General features: G+C 74.2%; 12 protein-coding genes and 1 pseudogene. 3 read left to right on the forward strand and 10 right to left on the reverse strand.

Annotated elements, in window-relative coordinates:
* Positions 1-91: 91 nt before the first annotated feature.
* Entirely contained in the window at positions 92-2185 is a 2094-nt protein-coding gene (locus ACZ573_RS08015) for a SpoIIE family protein phosphatase (RefSeq protein ID WP_471300685.1), read from the reverse strand.
* A gap of 261 nt (positions 2186-2446) precedes the next feature.
* Between ACZ573_RS08015 and ACZ573_RS08020 the strand changes: the two are divergent.
* Positions 2447-3031, forward strand: a pseudogene (locus tag ACZ573_RS08020) (phosphatase PAP2 family protein); the annotation flags it as partial.
* A 96-nt stretch (positions 3032-3127) separates the two neighbouring features.
* Here the strand turns inward: ACZ573_RS08020 and ACZ573_RS08025 are convergent.
* The 3 genes from ACZ573_RS08025 to ACZ573_RS08035 all read right to left on the reverse strand — a co-directional run bounded on the left by ACZ573_RS08025 (position 3128) and on the right by ACZ573_RS08035 (position 6150).
* Complete coding sequence (locus ACZ573_RS08025; protein ID WP_471300688.1) at positions 3128-3826, reverse strand: response regulator transcription factor; 699 nt, start codon at positions 3824-3826, stop codon at positions 3128-3130.
* Positions 3823-5340 (reverse strand): sensor histidine kinase, encoded by a 1518-nt coding sequence (locus ACZ573_RS08030; RefSeq protein WP_471300691.1) that lies wholly within the window; start codon positions 5338-5340, stop codon positions 3823-3825. Before ACZ573_RS08030 ends, ACZ573_RS08025 begins: the two co-directional genes overlap by 4 nt.
* Positions 5341-5421: 81 nt before the next feature.
* Positions 5422-6150 (reverse strand): DUF2625 domain-containing protein, encoded by a 729-nt coding sequence (locus ACZ573_RS08035; protein WP_471300694.1) that lies wholly within the window; start codon positions 6148-6150, stop codon positions 5422-5424.
* Between the two features lie 125 nt (positions 6151-6275).
* Here ACZ573_RS08035 and ACZ573_RS08040 point away from each other — a divergent pair, with 125 nt between their 5' ends.
* Positions 6276-6896, forward strand: coding sequence for an L-threonylcarbamoyladenylate synthase (locus ACZ573_RS08040; RefSeq protein WP_471300697.1), 621 nt, complete (start codon positions 6276-6278; stop codon positions 6894-6896).
* A 36-nt stretch (positions 6897-6932) separates the two neighbouring features.
* Here ACZ573_RS08040 and ACZ573_RS08045 read toward each other — a convergent pair whose 3' ends face one another.
* The 4 genes from ACZ573_RS08045 to ACZ573_RS08060 all read right to left on the reverse strand — a co-directional run bounded on the left by ACZ573_RS08045 (position 6933) and on the right by ACZ573_RS08060 (position 12438).
* The gene (locus tag ACZ573_RS08045; protein ID WP_471300700.1) at positions 6933-9086 is read right to left on the reverse strand and encodes a bifunctional serine/threonine-protein kinase/ABC transporter substrate-binding protein; all 2154 of its coding nucleotides are present in this window, start codon (positions 9084-9086) and stop codon (positions 6933-6935) included.
* Positions 9087-9093: 7 nt separating this feature from the next.
* Positions 9094-11253: a bifunctional serine/threonine-protein kinase/ABC transporter substrate-binding protein gene (locus ACZ573_RS08050; RefSeq protein ID WP_471300703.1), complete on the reverse strand. Its 2160-nt coding sequence runs from the start codon at positions 11251-11253 to the stop codon at positions 9094-9096.
* A complete protein-coding gene (locus ACZ573_RS08055) occupies positions 11253-12119 on the reverse strand; it encodes a hypothetical protein (protein WP_471300706.1) in 867 nt (288 codons plus the stop codon). Before ACZ573_RS08055 ends, ACZ573_RS08050 begins: the two co-directional genes overlap by 1 nt.
* Positions 12120-12222: 103 nt before the next feature.
* Positions 12223-12438: a hypothetical protein gene (locus tag ACZ573_RS08060; protein WP_471300709.1), complete on the reverse strand. Its 216-nt coding sequence runs from the start codon at positions 12436-12438 to the stop codon at positions 12223-12225.
* Between the two features lie 143 nt (positions 12439-12581).
* Here ACZ573_RS08060 and ACZ573_RS08065 point away from each other — a divergent pair, with 143 nt between their 5' ends.
* On the forward strand, positions 12582-13238 hold the full coding sequence (locus tag ACZ573_RS08065) for a LamG domain-containing protein (RefSeq protein WP_471301750.1): 657 nt from the start codon (positions 12582-12584) through the stop codon (positions 13236-13238).
* Positions 13239-13306: 68 nt separating this feature from the next.
* Here the strand turns inward: ACZ573_RS08065 and ACZ573_RS08070 are convergent, their stop codons facing one another.
* Both ACZ573_RS08070 and ACZ573_RS08075 read right to left on the reverse strand, forming a co-directional pair.
* Complete coding sequence (locus tag ACZ573_RS08070; RefSeq protein ID WP_471300712.1) at positions 13307-14011, reverse strand: ribonuclease H family protein; 705 nt, start codon at positions 14009-14011, stop codon at positions 13307-13309.
* A 126-nt stretch (positions 14012-14137) separates the two neighbouring features.
* The gene (locus ACZ573_RS08075; RefSeq protein WP_471300715.1) at positions 14138-14530 is read right to left on the reverse strand and encodes a MerR family transcriptional regulator; all 393 of its coding nucleotides are present in this window, start codon (positions 14528-14530) and stop codon (positions 14138-14140) included.
* Positions 14531-14542: the final 12 nt, after the last annotated feature.

The raw sequence follows: 14542 nt of genomic DNA on the forward strand, positions 1-14542 counted from the left end.
CCGACCACTGCTCACCAGAAAGATCCCCACGCCCCACACCATGATCATCACGGCGCAAGGCGCGGGCCGGAACCCCGATCTAAAACACGGCCTAGGCCGTCGGCAGGGATCGCGCGCGGGCGATGACCAGGGCGACGTCGTCGTGGTCGTCCGTGCGGCGCAGGGAGTCCAGGAGGCGGTCGCAGGTCTCCTCCAGCGGACGTCCGGTGTCGGCGAGCAGGGTCAGCAGGAGGTCCAGGCGTTCGTCGATGGGCTGGTCGCGGGTCTCGACCAGGCCGTCGGTGTAGAGGACGAGCTGGTCACCGGGGTCCATGGCGATGGTGGTGGACTCGAAGGGGATGCCGCCCACGCCGAGCGGTGCGCCGGTGGGCAGGTCGAGGAGTCGGGGCCGGCGGCCGGAGCGGATGAGGACGGGCGGCAGGTGTCCGGCGAGGGCGACCCGGCACTCGGCGGCGTGCGGGTCGTAGACGACGTAGACGCACGTGGCGATGGTCTCCTCCAGTGCGGCGGTGGTGTGGTCCAGCTGGTGGAGCACCTGGGGCGGGTCGAGGGCGAGTTCGGCGAGGGTGCGGGTCGCCGTACGCAGCTGTCCCATGCTGGCGGCGGCGTTGATGCCGCTGCCCATGACGTCTCCGACCACGAGGACGGTGGTGTCGTCCGGTCCGGCGATGGCGTCGAACCAGTCGCCCCCGATCTCGCTGCTGGCCGCGGCGGGCCGGTAGCGGTAGGCGACTTCCAGGCCGGGTGTGGGCGGCGGGTGGTGCGGCAGGAGGTGGTGCTGGAGGGCGAGGGCGGTGTGGTGCGCGTTGCGGTACCAGCGGGCGTTGTCGATGCACACGGCGGCGCGGGCGGCGAGTTCGCCGGCCAGCACGATGTCGTCGTCGTTGAACGGCAGCGGGTTGCGGGTGCGCTTGAGGTCGAGGGCGCCGAGGACCTCGCCGCGGGCGATGAGCGGAACGGCCAGGTAGGAGCGGAGCCCGGCACGGCTCAGGAGATCGGCGGCGGTGCTGTCGCGGGCGATGCGCGAGATGTCCTGGGCCTGTACGTGGGCGACGAGGACCGGGTGGCCGGTCGTCACGGACTGGGTGACGAGCCGGTCCGCTGCGTAGCGGGCGATGTCGCCGGGCGGGTCGGCGGCGCGGACGGCGTCGCTGGGGTAGGCGGCGGCCAGGGCGAGGGCCCGGAACACGGCGGGCTCGTGGGCGGAGGACCGCAGGGTGGGCCGGCCTTCGAGGACGGAGTCGAGGATGTCGACGGCGGCGATGTCCGCGAGCTCGGGCACCACGACGTCGGCGAGCTCTCGGGCGGTCTGGTCGAGGTCGAGGGTGGTGCCGATCCGGACGGTGGCGTCCGCGATGAGCGCGAGGCGGCGGCGGCTGCGGGCGATCTCGATGGCCGCCCGGTGACTCTGGGTGACGTCCACCACGGAGGTGGCGAGGCCCAGTACCCGGCCGGTGGCGTCCTCCAGCCGGTAGTACGACACCGACCAGGCGTGTTCGGTGCGGTCCCCGCCGTGGGTGCGGCCGGCCGTGAACTGTTCGAGCAGCGGCGTTCCGGTGGCCAGGACCTGGCGCATCGCCGACTCGGCGGCCTCCGCGTCGTCGAGGAAGGCCAGGGCCTCGCGGACGCCCCGGCCGATGTGGTCTTCGGCGGGCAGCCCGTTGATCCGTTCCAGCGTCGGGTTGACGAGCACGTACCGCAGCTCGGTGTCCAGGACCGCGAGGCCGATCGGGGACTGGGCCACCAGGCGCGCGGACAGGGCGAGGTCCCTCTCCAGCTGGCGCAGCCGGGTGCGGTCGGTCGCGATGCCCAGGGCGTACATCTCGCCGTGCTCGTCGAGCAGCCGCATGTTGCGGAACTCCACCAGGCGCGTGGTGCCGTCCCGGCGCCGCACCGGGAAGGCCCCCGCCCAGTCCCCCGCGCCGCCCATGACGCGCGCGAACAGCTCCGTGACCAGGCCTACGTGCTCCTTGGCGGCCAGCAGCCGGGCGGCGGGGCGGCCGAGTGCCTCCGCCGCCGTCCAGCCGAACAGCTGCTCGGCCTGCGGGCTCCACAGTGCCACCCGTCCTTCGGAGTCGAGGACGACCGCCGCGACGTTCAGGACGTCGAGCAAACCACTCGGCGGGGAGACCCCGGACATGCCGGGTCTGATCCCACCGGTCCCCGACCCGTCGATCGCACCCATCGGCGACGCTCCTTCCGGCATCGTCGGCCCGGCGCCGCCCGCCGCCACCCGCCCGGGGGCGGTCCGAGGCGCACGGCTTCCTCTCATCGTGCCCCCGAACCCGTCCGGCAGCGTCCGGAGCGTCCCGCCAGGACCGCCACGCATGCGGCAGACGCTTTCCAGGCACGGAACGGCGGACGTCGCAACCCTGACGTTCGTCGGGGGCCGGGCCGGCCGTTCGGCCGGGGCGGGCGGGCCCCGGCGTTCCTACGGTCGGACCCCATGGAATCGAACACCCGATACGGATGGGCCCGGCGGCTGCCGCTCGCCGGTGCGACGGCCGGGGCGGGCACCGCGGCCGTCGCCTGGGCGGCGCCCGGCGGCGCGCTGGGCACGAACGAGCCGGTACTCGTCACGGAGGGCGTCTCGGCGACGGCCTACCGGTCACTCGCCCGGAGCGTGGCGGGCGACTGGCCGGCCTGGGCCGGGACGGCGCTGGAAGCGGCGAGCGAGGGCACGCTGCTGCTCCTGGCCCTGCTGCTGGTCTCGGTGGGCGTGTGCTCACTGCGGCGCCGTGACGTGCCGGGCCTGGCCGGGGTGGCCCTGGCGGCCGCCGGGACCGTGGCCGCCTACGCGCTCAGCGAGGGGCTGAAACTCCTGGTCGACGAGGAACGGCCGTGCCGTGCCGTGGCAGGGGCTCTGGCGGTCGCGCGGTGCCCCGCGCCGGGCGACTGGTCCTTCCCGAGCAATCACGCCACGCTCGCCGCCGCGCTGGCGGTCGGGGTGGCGCTCGTACGTCCCCGGCTCGCGGCCCTGGCCCTGCCGGTGGCCGTGGCCGCCGCCCTGCTGCGGGTCCTGGTCGGTGTGCACTATCCGCACGACGTCCTGGCGGGCGCGGCGCTCGGGGCGAGCGCCGTGCTGACCGTACGGATCCTGCTCCTGCCCGCCGCCGGACGCGCGGCGTCAGCGCTCCTCGGGCGCCGCCCCGCCTCCGCGCGGCGCCGGGACCGCTCCGGCCTCGTGGGCGACCACCGCCGCCGCGGCCCGGTTGTGGACGCCGAGGCGGGCGAGGATCGAGCTGACGTGGGCCTTCACCGTCCCTTCCGCCAGGTGCAGGCGGCGCGCGATCTGCCCGTTGGACAGTCCGCCGCCGAGGAGGCCCAGCACGTCCCGTTCGCGGGCGGTCAGGGCGTCGACGCGGGCGCGGGCCGCGGAGCGGCGGCCCGCCCTGGCGCCCGCGCCGTCGGCCGCGAGATGGGCGACGACCCGGGCCGCGACCTTCGGTGACAGGTAGGCGGCGCCGTCGGCGACCGCCCGCACACCGGCCTGCAGCTCCTCCGGATCGCCGGACTTGATCAGGAAGCCGGTGGCGCCCTCGCCGAGGGCGCGCAGGATGTAGTCGTCCTCGCCGAAGGTCGTCAGCATCACGACGCCCGTCGCCGGTACGGTCCTTCGTATCTCGGCGGCGGCCGCGATCCCGTCCGTGCCCGGCATCCGGATGTCCAGTACGGCCACGTCCGGGCGGTGGTGCTGCACGAGCCGCACCGCCTCGTGGCCGTCGGCGGCCTCGGCGACGACGGTGATGCCGGGATCGGTGGCGAGGACGGCGCGGACGCCCGCGCGGATCATCGGCTCGTCGTCGGCGATCAGGATCCGGATCATCGGACTTCCCTCCCGGTGAAGGTGTCGGTGGAGACGAGCCGGCCGGCCCGGAAGCAGAGCCGGTAGATGTCCCCCGAGCGGTCGTCGAAGGGGTCTGCGGTCTGTACGTAGAACTCGCAGGCCGCACCGTCCGGTTCTGGGGCGGGGGCGGCCGGCCGGCGGGGCGTCTGCCGTCGCGGCAGGTACGGCGCCACCTCGGCGCGGGGCTGCCCGACGCTCAGCCGGGCATGGTCCTGCGGGGAGAGGACCGACTGCCGGGCCGTCACGGTGTCCCAGGTCCGTACCCCGAGGATGAGCACGGCCGCGGTGCACAGCGGTACCAGCACGGCCGCGACGGCGGTACGGCGCAGCCGGCGGCGGGCGCTGCGGTGTTCCGGGGGCAGGACGCCGCCCGGGCGGGCCGGATCGGCGGGGGGCGCCGGGGCCGCGCCGGGCCGGTGCGGGAGCACGGCACGGACGGCGAAGCCGTCGCCCTCGGGGCCTGCGGTGAAGGAGCCGCCGGCCAGCCGGACCCGTTCGTCCAAGCCGATGAGCCCGAGGCGGTGGGTCTCGCCGGGGGCGCCCGGGACCTGGGAGGCGGGCTCCTGGCCGCGGACCGGCCCGTTCGTCACGGCGATCTCGGTCCGGCCGCCCGGATCCGTTGCATCGGTCGTGTCCGCCGTGTCCGTCGCATCCATTGTGTGCCGGACGGCGACGGTGGCCCGGGAGGCGGGCGCGTGCTTGGCGACGTTCGTCAGCGCCTCCTGGACGACGCGGTACGCGGCCCGGTCGACGGCCCGCGGCAGCACGGCGGCCGCCGGTTCCCCCTCCACCCGCAGCCGGACATCGAGTCCCGCCTCGGCGGCCCGGTCCACCAGGCCCCCGATCCCGGCGAGCCCGTTCGCCGGTCCGCTCTCGGGCCCGGGCTCCGGGTCCGAGGGTTCGCGCAGGAGGCCGATCACCTCGCCGAGCCGGTCCACGGCGGCCCCCGCCCTGGACCGGATGTCCCGCGCGGCGGTGCGGTGGGCCTCCGGAAGGCCGGGGGCCAGCTGCAGCGCCCCCGCCGACAGGGCGACGAGGCTGAGTTCGTGACCGAGGAGGTCGTGCATGTCCTGCGCGATCCTGGTCCGTTCACGCAGTCGAGCCTGTTCGGCGAGCAGGCGCTGTTCCCGCTCCAGCCGCGCGGCCCGCTCCCACCCGGCGCGCACCAGTTCGCGGTACTGGCGCAGGAACCGGCCCGCGAACCACGGAAGCACCGCCGCGGCGAGCAGCGTCAGTACGAACCTGGTCACCCACGCGAGCCACTCGGGTACGAGGACCACGACGGGCACGGCTGCCACGAGCACCACGGTCAGAGCCACCGCCGCGCTCCGTCCCGGCCCCGGTCCGCGGCCTGCGACGTACGCGCCGACCACCGCCGGCATCCCCCACCACGGGTCGGCCACGCTCGCGCCGACGGCGGCGAGCGCCGTGGTGAACAGCCCGGCGGACACGACCGGTTGCGGGACGCGGGGCTCGATGATCACTGATCTCACGCACCCGACCCTACGGAACTCCCCCGGGCCGGCGGCACTGCCGAACGTCCGCCTTCGGCCTCGGTCTGCTCTCCGGACCCGTCAGACCGTGCCCATGAATCCCGGGTCGACCCCGTCGAACTGTTGCCCGGTTTCGCGGGCGAAGCCCAGCAGCTCCGCCATGGGGACGGCGCGACGGCTGGTCGCCGCCAGGTCGCCGCGGCTCTCGGCGGACCACAGGGGAGGGTAGAGCGACAGTCCCCGGCCGCCGTTCAGTTCCGCGACCTCCGCCCGCCACCCGGGCCAGCGCAGGTCGGCGTAGAACCGGTCGAGGGCTCCGGACAGCAGCCAGGACAGCCAGGCCGCGTACCCGGCCCCGAGGGCCTCCCAGCGCAGCGCGTCGGGGGCGAAGTAGACGATCTCGCCCGGTGCTCCGGGGCGGCCGCCGTCGGCGGGACGCGCGCCGTTCAGGGCGAAGACCCCGCCCAGCACGTCGTACGCCACGACCAGCCCGGCATCCGGGCACCAGCCGGGTTCGAACGCCGAGGGGAAGGCGTTGGCCTGTGCGAGTCCGGGCAGTCCCCGGGAGCGGTCGGCGGCGGGGCTGCCGAGGACGCGCAGCCAGCCGTCGTCCAGGAGCAGGCCGCCGCAGTGCAGCACCACCGCGCCCAGGTAGGACCGTGCCGTGACCTGCAGCTGGAGGAGCGACGCACGGGCGAGGGCGGGATCGGCCGGCAGGACCTCCACCGGAACGGCTCCCGCACCGAGTTCCCCGCTCAGTTCGGGCCAGGCGGGACCGTCGACGTCGGTCAGTTCGTTCAGCGTGCGCATCAGCGCATCGTCGCACCCGTCCCGCGCGCCCCGGCAGGCAGGCCCTGGGGCGGGCCCGGCGGTACGGCCCGGCGGGCCCGCCGGGCCGTACCGGCGCCGGGGTCCGGACCGCGTACGCTCGGCGGATGGCGAAATACTTCGACGTACACCCCGAGAATCCCCAGCGGCGCACCATCGACAGCGTGGTCGACATGATCCGCGGCGGGAAGCTCGTCGCATACCCGACCGACTCCTGTTTCGCGCTGGGCTGCCAGCTGGGCAACCGCGACGGCATCAGCCGGATCCGGTCGATCCGAAATCTGGACGACCGTCATCACTTCACCCTCGTGTGCCAGAACTTCGCACAGCTGGGCCGGTTCGTACAGATCGACAACGACGTGTTCCGCGCCATCAAGGCGGCGACCCCGGGCAGTTACACGTTCATCCTCCCCGCGACCTCGGAGGTGCCGCGCCAGCTGCTGCACCCGAAGAAGAAGACGGTCGGAGTCCGGATTCCCGACCACGTCGTCACTCAGGCCCTGCTCGCCGAGCTCGGCGAGCCGCTGCTCTCCAGCACCCTGCTGCTGCCCGACGAGCCCGAGCCGCTGACTCAGGGCTGGGAGATCAAGGAGCGGCTCGACCACGAGGTGGACGCCGTACTGGACTCGGGTGACTGCGGTACCGAACCGACCACTGTCATCGACTTCTCCGGTGGCGAGGTCGAGATCGTGCGCCGGGGCGCGGGCGACACCAGTCGGTTCGAGTAGCCTCCGCCCGAGCCCGGGGACCTTCCTGGCTCCCGTTCACCGCACGGACGCGGGGCTCACGTCCGGGTAGATGCCCAGGTACCGGAACGCCCCGGATTCGACCTGGTAGAGGTGGGCGGTGCGGGTTCTGGTCAGCACGTGGGTGTTGGAGTCGAAGGACAGCGGTTTGGCCAGGCCCTCGTGGGCCGTCCGGAAGATCCGGCGGGTCACGCCCGCCCGGTCCCGCCCCTCCTTCTCCAGGCCGGCCAGGGTCGCGGCGAGCAGCCCCACGGCGTCGTAGGCCTCGGTGGCCCAGCGGGCGGGCGGGGTCCCGTACGCGGCCCGGTGGGCGGCGACGAACTCGGCGGCGGCGGGGACGGCGAGCGGGTCGGTGAAGAGGGAGGCGAACAGCCAGCCGTCGGCGGCCGGACCGGCGTCCGTGAGGAAGGCCGGCTCCATGGCGTGCTGGATGCCCATCCGCCGGCCCTGGAATCCGCCTTCGGTGAGGGCGCGGGCCATCCGGGCCGCGCGCTGCGGTGAGGTACCGGCGTAGACGACGGCCTCGGCCCCGGCCTCGGTCAGCGCGCGTACGGCGCCGGCGAAGTCGGAGCTGCCCGCGGGGATCCGGTGGACGCTGACCGTGCCCTGCGAGGGCGGTGACTGCTGCAGGTGCCGGACGACCGGGAAGGCGGGCTCGCCGCCTTCGACGTCCTCCACCAGGCCCGTGCGGTGGACGGGCCGTATCCGGCTGAAGCAGTCGATCACCGGGAGGGCGAGCTGGTCGCCGGCCGGGCGGGTGGCGACCACCGTGCGCCACCCCACCTGGGAGGTGGCGGTCTCGGCACTGTCGGCGGACACGAGCAGCAGGGCGAGATCGGCCGCTTCGCAGGCAGCGGCCATCTCGGGCACGACCCCGTCCCAGGTGGGGCCGGTGAGTGCGACCGCCGCGGGGTCGGCGGCCAGCTCCTTGACCACCTGCACGGCGCGCGTGGCCTCCCCGCCGTCGTCGACCACGCGCAGGGCCAGCCGGAACGCGGCGTCCGAGCGGCTGTTGTGCCGTTCCACGGCCAGTTTCATGCCGCGCTCGTGGGCCTGACCGATCTCCTTGCCGGGCCCGGTCAGGTCCGCCTGGAGCGCGAGGGTGTGGGTGGCGAGTTCGCGGGCGGGCGGCGTCGTCGTGCCGCGGGCCCGGCCTCGGGTGGTGAACCAGGCGACCGGCGCGCCGATGACGGCCAGGCCCGCGCCGGCCCCGAGCAGCTGTCTGCGCGTGAGGCCCCGGGCCGCCGCCTCCGGCGCGTCGATCCGGGTCGGTTCCGGGACGGGCAGGTCCAGGGCCCTGGTGGAGCGCTCGGCGATGAGCCGGGGCAGCGGGGGCGGCAGCCAGTCCTCGCCGTCCGGGCCGGGGAGGTCGTCCCCGAGTACGGCGCCCAGCTGGTCCGGGGTCGGCCGGGCCGTCGGGTCCTTCGCCAGACAGGCCAGCACGATGCCGAGCAACTCCGGCGGCAGTCCGGAGAGTTCGGGCTCGTCGTGCACCGTGCGGTAGACCACCGCGGCCGCGTGCCCGCCGCCGAAGGGACCGTGCCCGGTCGCCGCGTACGCCAGGACGCAGCCGAGGGAGAACACATCGCTCGGGGCGCCCGCCACGGCGCCGTCCGTGCGGGCCTGTTCCGGTGCCAGGTATCCCGGGGTGCCGAGGACGGCGTCCACGGCGGTCAGCGTGACCGCGCCCTCGGCCCGCGCGATCCCGAAGTCGATCAGCCGGGGCCCGTCGGGGGCGAGCAGGATGTTGCCCGGTTTGACGTCGCGGTGGACCAGCCCGGCGGCGTGCACCTGCGCCAGCGCCTCGGCGAGCCGCGCGCCCAGGGTCCGTACCGCGCGGACGGGCAGCGGACCGTACCCTCCCACGGCCTCGGCGAGGGAGGGCCCGGGGACGTAGGGAGTGGCCAGCCAGGGTTCGCGCGCCTGCGGGTCGGCGGCGACGACCGGGACCACCCAGCGCCCGGTCAGCTGCCCGGCGGCCTCCACCTCGCGCCGGAACCGGGCGCGGAAGTCCGGGTTCGCGGCGTGGTCGGCACGGATGACCTTGACGGCGACCAGGGTGCCGGCGGCGGAGCGGGCGAGGTACACGGTGCCCATACCGCCCGAACCGAGGCGTCCCAGCAGCCGGTTGCCGCCGATCGCGGCCGGATCGGCAGGGGTGAGGGGGCGCATCCGGGGGCTATCCCGCCGCGGGCTGGACGGCCGGGCCGACGTAGCGCATCCGGCCCCCCTCCACCTTGTGCATGAAGTAGATGTTGCCCTTGACCTGCTGCCGGTCGTCGAAGGTGTATTCCTTGGTCAGGCCGCGGAAGGTGCCCTGGGTGAGCGCGGTCAGCAGCCCGGCACGGGTCGGGCGCTGGCCGCCCGCCGCGGTGGTGACCAGCCGGTCGATGATCAGGCGGGTGGCGTCGAAGGCCTCCGCGGTCCAGATGTCGGGGGCGGATCCGTACGCCGCCCGGTGCGCGCGGGTCATCTCCGCGACCTCGGGGGCCTCCGGGCCCGTGTACGGCGTGAAGAACTGCCAGCCTTCGGCCGCCTGGCCGGCCGCGCCGAGGAACTCGGGGCCGGCGATGGTGTAATCGGCCGCCCGGGGGCCCTGGAAACCGGCGGCGGCCAGCAGTCCGGCGACCTTGGCCCCGCCGGCGGGGGTACCGGTGTAGAAGAAGCCGTCGATGCCGTGCGCGAGCAGGTCGGTGATCACCGGGGCCAGGTCGGTGACTCCGCGGGGGACGACGCGGCCGTAGTAGGTGGCATCCGGCGCGAAGGAGCCGATGGTGCGGCCCATGAGCTGGGCCGCCTGCCAGGTGTCCGTGTCCCCGCCGCGGTCGCTGAGGATGCCCAGCCGCCGGACGCCCTGCTTCCGTGCGAGCTGCAGGTTGACCGCGGCGGCCTGGGTCGAGGAGATCGGGCAGCTCTGGAAGAAGCTGCGCCGGTCGGTGATGCTGAAGGTCGTCGCCAGGGCGGACACGGTCACCAGGGGGACGGAGCTCTCGCCGTAGAGTTCCAGGCAGGGGATCACGGAGTCGTTGCCGGTGGGGCCGACCACGGCGAACAGGTCGCGGTTGGCGATGAGTCCGGTGGCGGCGGCCGCCGAGCGGTCCGCCTTCCCGGCGTCGTCGGCCGTGGCCACGGTGAGCATGAAGGGCTTGTCCTTGCGGGAGTTGAAGGCGTCGACGGCGAGGCGCACCCCGCGCTCCTGGGCCTGTCCCGCGGCCTTCTGCGGGCCGGAGAGGTCGGCGTGCACACCGATCACCCACCGGCGCGGGGCGTCCGCGGCCTGATTCGTGGGCTTGTCCTGGTCGCGCAGCGCCAGCCAGGCGGCCAGGCCGCCGCCGGCCGCGAGGACGGCGCCGCCGGAGGCGAGGGCGAGGAACCGCCTGCGGGAGGGCGCCGCGGCCGTGCCGGGTGCGGGGGCGGCGTCCGGGTCGGCGACGGTCTCGTCGATGCCGGGCAGGGCGAGCAGCGCGGCGGCGCGTGCGGCGATCGTGGCGACGACCGGGTCGGGCAGCCAGTCGGTGCCCTCCCCCGGGGTGTCCTCCGTCAGTGCCGCGTCGAGCTCGCGCGCTCCGGGGCGGATGTCGGGGTGTTTGGCGACGCAGGTGCGCAGCAGCGCGGTGAGTTCGGGGTCGGCGAGGACCTCGGGGCCGAATTCGGGCTCGTCGTGGACCGTGCGGTAGAGCACCGCGTCCACGGTGCCCGTGCCGAAGGGCAGCCGTCCGGTGGCGGCGTACGCGAGGAGGCAGCCGAGCGAGAAGACATCGCCGGCCGGTTCGGCGGGGCGGCCCTCGGCCTGCTCGGGCGGGAGGAAGCCGGGGGTGCCGAGTACGGCGTCGGCGGAGGTGAGGGCGGTGTGCTCGCCGCCGCGGGCGATCCCGAAGTCGATCAGCCGGGGCCGGTCCATGCCGAGGAGGACGTTCCCGGGCTTCACGTCGCGGTGTACGAGGCCCTGCTCGTGCATCACCGCGAGGGCCTGGGCCAGGGCCTTGCCGAGGATCCGTACGGCGCGCAGCGGGAGCGGGCCGTGGGCCGCGACGGCCTCGGCGAGGGAGGGTCCGGCGACGAAGGAGGTGGCGAGCCACGGTTCGGCGGCGTCCGGGTCGGCGCCGGTGACGCGGACGGCCCACGGGCTGTCCACCTCGGCGGCGATCTCGGCCTCGCGGCGGAAGCGGGCCCGGAAGTCGGCCTCTTCGGCGTACTCCGCGCGGATCACCTTGACGGCGGCGAGCGCGCCGTCGTCGGTCCGGCCGAGGTAGACGACGCCCATGCCGCCGGCGCCGAGACGTCCGAGGAGCCGGTGTCCGCCGATCCGGGAAGGGTCAGAGGGGTGGAGCGGCTCCATCAGCCCGCCGCCTTTCCGAGCTCCTGCTTGGCCTGGATCATCATCTGGCTGGTGCCCCGGGCCACGTAGGCGTTCAGATCGCCGAGGGTGATGCCCTGCGCGCCCTTGGCGGAGATGGCCACGGTGACGGGCCCGAACTGGGCCTGGGACCAGGTGTAGTCGTAGGGCCCGCCGTCCTGCGCGTTGACGTACTTGCCGGATTCGGTGAAGGCGTCCTCGGTCCAGGCGTTCATCTGCTCGCCGAGATAGAAGGCGCCGCCCCACAGGCTCTTGAGGTCCTCGCCCTCGCGCAGCTTCTGGTCCGGGCACCGCAGGACCTCTTCCATGGCGCGGGCCGTCTCCCAGCCGGATTCCTCGCGGTTGTGGTGGACGGTGACCGTGGCGTTGATCCGTACGCGGCCGCGGCCGTCCTTGGCCGGGATGTGGAAGTGGCGGGTGCTCGTGGCGAGCACGTCGGCCGGCAGTCCCTCGGTCTGCCAGACGCAGCCCTCGTCGAGCACGGGCCAGCGGCCGGGATCGCTCTCGAACGGGGTGTTGCGCACAACCTCGGGCCCGAGGTCGTGCTCGGCGACGATGATCCGGCCGAGCAGGTCGCGGGCCTCGGCGGCCGTCTTCGGCTGTTTGGACTCGTCGACCGGGGGCATCGGGATCGAGGCGGAACTGCTGGGCCGGGCGGCCGGGGTGCTGCTCGCGCCGGTGCCGCCCGGACCCGAACCTCCGGCGCCCGTACCACCCGTGCCCGAGGGCGTGGCCGGCGCGCCCGGGGTGCCGCTCGCCGTGCCGCCCTCGGGCGTGCCGTCGGCCGTGCACCCGGCGATCAGGAACAGACCCGCCACCGCGCAGCCGCAGGCGCGCAGGACGGCCATCCCTCTGCTCTCTCCTACCAGTCCCCCCACGGCACGGATCGTACCCCGCCGTGGACGCGCTTAACTGGCTTACGGGAAACCCATGTTGAGGCCGGTCGTCCTCTTACTGCGGACGGTCCGGGGTCCGCGCGGACTCGTGGCGGGTGAAGCCGACGTGCGGGTAGTGGTCGGCCGCGGCCGGCGCGGAGAGCAGGACGAGCTTCGCCTCGGGCACCTCTTCCCGCGTGACGCCGATGAGCTCGCGGCCCACGCCGTGCCTCCGGTAGGCGACGACGACGAGGTTGGCTCCGGCCGGGATCCGAAAGACAAACCGGTCCACCGGTATGTAATGCATCGCGGCCGGGCATGCTGCAGGAGCGTCCATTCATGGGGAAGGAGCCGCTCGTGCTCACTCAGGTTCTCACTTGGCTCCGACGGCTCACGGGACGCTTCACCGGTACCCCCGACAGTGGGGCCGCACCGCTGAGCGCCCGGGCCCCGGTCTTCACCGCGGACTTCGGATCGACCTCCCAGTGGATCGCCGGCCGGTCCTGGGCCTATCCGAACGGCGGCCCCACCAACACCGGCGACAACAAACTCGACTACCTCGTGGCCGACCCGGCCTACAGCCGCACCGGCACGTTCCGGGCCACCCGCCGCCCGGACGGCAAGTGGAACGCGGGCCTGCTGACCACCGAGGGCAGCAGCGAAGGGTTCATGGTGCGGACCGGCGACGTACTGGAGTCCCGGGTACGGCTGCCCTCCGAGATCGGGGCCTGGCCGGCGATCTGGACCTGGCGGGACGGCGGCAACGAGATCGACGTCTTCGAGTACCACCCCGACAACCCCGACCTGCTCGAACTCTCCAACCACGTCAGGGGCGGCTCGCGATACCACCGGGACTCCTTCATCGCCCCCGGCGGCTGGGTGGACCTCAAGGTCGAGTTCGGATCGCGCTCGGTCGTGTGGTGGGTCAACGGCACCCGGGTCTTCGCCGACCGCCGGGGCGTCGGGCGCAACTGGCGGGCGTACCTCATCGTCAACCTGTCCGTGTGTGCCGGCCGCTACCACCCGGCGCCCGAGCCGGGCGTCTCGCAGATGTCCTACGAGGTGGAGTACCTACGCGTCCACCGACCCTAGACGAGTAAGTCCGAAGTGCTGGTTAGTGGCCGTAGGCGATCAGTGACCAGCACTTGGGACTTACTCGTCTAGGGGGTGTCTTGAGCGCCGCAGGCCTGGTGACCCCACCGGCTGCCGTTCTTGGTGATCAGGTCACCGGCGGCGTAGGGCTTTCCGCAGGCGCAACTTCCGGGGAACTTCGCCTTGATGGCCCGGGACCCTCCGCCGCCGCCGGTCGTGGCGCCCGCGGACGTCCGCTTCCCCGGCGCGGCCTTGCGGCGCGCGGGGGAGGCCGCGGCCGGAGCCGGAACCGGCATCTCGGGGCTGCCGAGGGCCGTCCCTGCGGCCTCCTGCCTGATCGCCGCGTCGCTGGCGGCCTGGTCGGCGATCGCGTTCAGCCGGTCGCCGTCCTCGCGGTGCGCAGGAACGTACTGGAAGGTGACGTCCCGTTCGGCCAGCAGCAGGTCGATCGCCTCGACGAGTTCACGGTTGGCGACCGGCTGGCCGGAGGCGGTCTTCCACCCGTTGCGCTTCCAGCCCGGCAGCCACTGGGTCACGGCCTTCATCGCGTACTGGGAGTCCATCCGCACCTCGACGGGCGTCCCCGGGTCCACCGCCTCCAGCAGCCGCTGGAGGGCGGTCAGCTCGCCGATGTTGTTGGTGGCCCGCCCCAGCGGACCGGCCTCCCAGCGCTCGGGACGTCCCTGGGAGTCGGCGATGACCCAACCCCAGCCGGCGGGCCCGGGATTACCTTTGGCCGCTCCGTCACAGGCGGCGATGATGCGATCAGACATCCCCCGATCATGCCTCATCCCGCGGGGCTCCCCGATCGCCCGGCCCGGCAGCACGTCCTTGGCCCCCGGACGGGAGCCCGTGCGGCAGAGCCGGCGGACGTCCTTGAGCGGGGTCTGCTTCACCGGTCAGGAGCCGGGGCCGCCGGCCGCGAGCAGTGCGCACTTCTCGAAGTTCATGCATCCGCAGGCGAGGCAGTCGGCGACGGCGTCCCGCAGGATCTGCGTCTGCTCGATGAACCGGTCCAGTTCGGGGAGCTTGCTCTCGGCGAGGGCACGCCACTGCCGGGTGGCGCCGCGCTCGGCGTCGCCGTCGAGCAGGCCGCGGATCTCGGCAAGGGTGAATCCGGCCCGCTGGGCCATCTTGATCAGCGCGAGCCGCCGCACGGTGCCGGCCGGGTAGACGCGCCGGCCCGCGGCCCGTTCGACGGGCGGCAGCAAGCCGACGCTCTCGTAGTAGCGCAGTGCCGAGGGTTGCATCCCCACCTGCCGAGCGAGCTCACCGATCCCGAGCTGTCGCACCCGTCACTCCCC

This window comes from Streptomyces sp. NPDC040545, assembly GCF_055595065.1.